At 75.6% G+C, this 547-nt stretch carries 1 pseudogene; it reads right to left on the bottom strand.

Features of this window, described 5'->3' with window-relative positions:
* Positions 1–241: 241 nt before the first annotated feature.
* Positions 242–547, bottom strand: a pseudogene (locus tag AB8Z36_RS42080) (PLP-dependent aminotransferase family protein); the annotation flags it as partial.

Raw genomic sequence — 547 nt, 5'->3', positions numbered from 1 at the left:
GATCGGCCCTGCGGTCATCGGCGTGGCCTGGCTGGGGGACCGCACCCGGGAGGGCCTCGGGTGGCTCGCCGTCCTCGGCTTCGCCGTGGCGGTCGCCGGGGCGTTGACGCTGGCCCGCTTCGGCGAGGCTCCGTCGGGCGGTACGCCTTAGCTCTGGCGCTGAGCCCGTCCCCCCTGACCGCTCCCACGCCTCGGGGCTCCTCCATCGCCGGAGGGGCTTATCGCTTGCCTCGACGGCCGGTCACGGCAGCACCCTGCACAGGGCCGAAAGAGCCCCCGTCCACGCGTGCTCCGCGGGCGTTCCGTAGCCGACGACCAGGGCGTCCTTCCGGCGGGCCGTCGCGAGGGGATGGCGGAAGCGGGAGAGGCCCTGGACCGCCAGGCGCTCCCAGGCGGCCGCCTCCACCACGGAGTGCTCGGTGCCCGGGGGGAGTTCGAGGACCGCGTGCAGGCCCGCCGCGGCGGAGTCCCGTGCGGCCCCGGCGGCTTGGGCGGGGAGCCGGTCSAGAGAGTCAGGCAGGTGGGAGCGGTAGTGGCTGCCGTAGAT

The sequence above is a fragment of the Streptomyces flavofungini genome (assembly GCF_041028215.1).
Lineage (GTDB): Bacteria > Actinomycetota > Actinomycetes > Streptomycetales > Streptomycetaceae > Streptomyces > Streptomyces flavofungini_B.
The sequence above is the reverse complement of the archived record's forward strand: the minus strand, read 5'-3'. Positions and strand labels throughout refer to the sequence as shown.